Annotated in this window: 1 pseudogene; it reads right to left on the bottom strand. The window is 57.8% G+C overall.

What is annotated here, in order from left to right:
• Positions 1-315: pseudogene (clpA, locus tag B2W52_RS07175) on the bottom strand (ATP-dependent Clp protease ATP-binding subunit ClpA); the annotation flags it as partial.

The raw sequence follows: 315 nt of genomic DNA on the forward strand, positions 1-315 counted from the left end.
TTCTTCCGGCGGCGTACAAGGATCTGCACCACCCGCTCGACTTCGTGTTCACGGCCGATCAGCGGATCAATGCGGCCCTGACGGGCCTGCTCGTTCAGGTTGGTGGCGTAGCTTTCAAGCGGCTTGGATTGTCCGCCTTCCTCGCCAGCCTCCTCGTGGGACGCCTGATCGTGACTTTCCTGATCTTCTGCGCCCTGAACCCTGGAAATGCCGTGGGAAACAAAGTTGACCACATCAATGCGGGCAATGCTCTGTTTCTTGAGCACATACACCGCCTGGCTTTCCTGTTCACTGAAGATGGCCACCAGCACATTG

Source organism: Marinobacter sp. UBA2498, assembly GCF_002341575.1.
GTDB lineage: Bacteria > Pseudomonadota > Gammaproteobacteria > Pseudomonadales > Oleiphilaceae > Marinobacter > Marinobacter manganoxydans.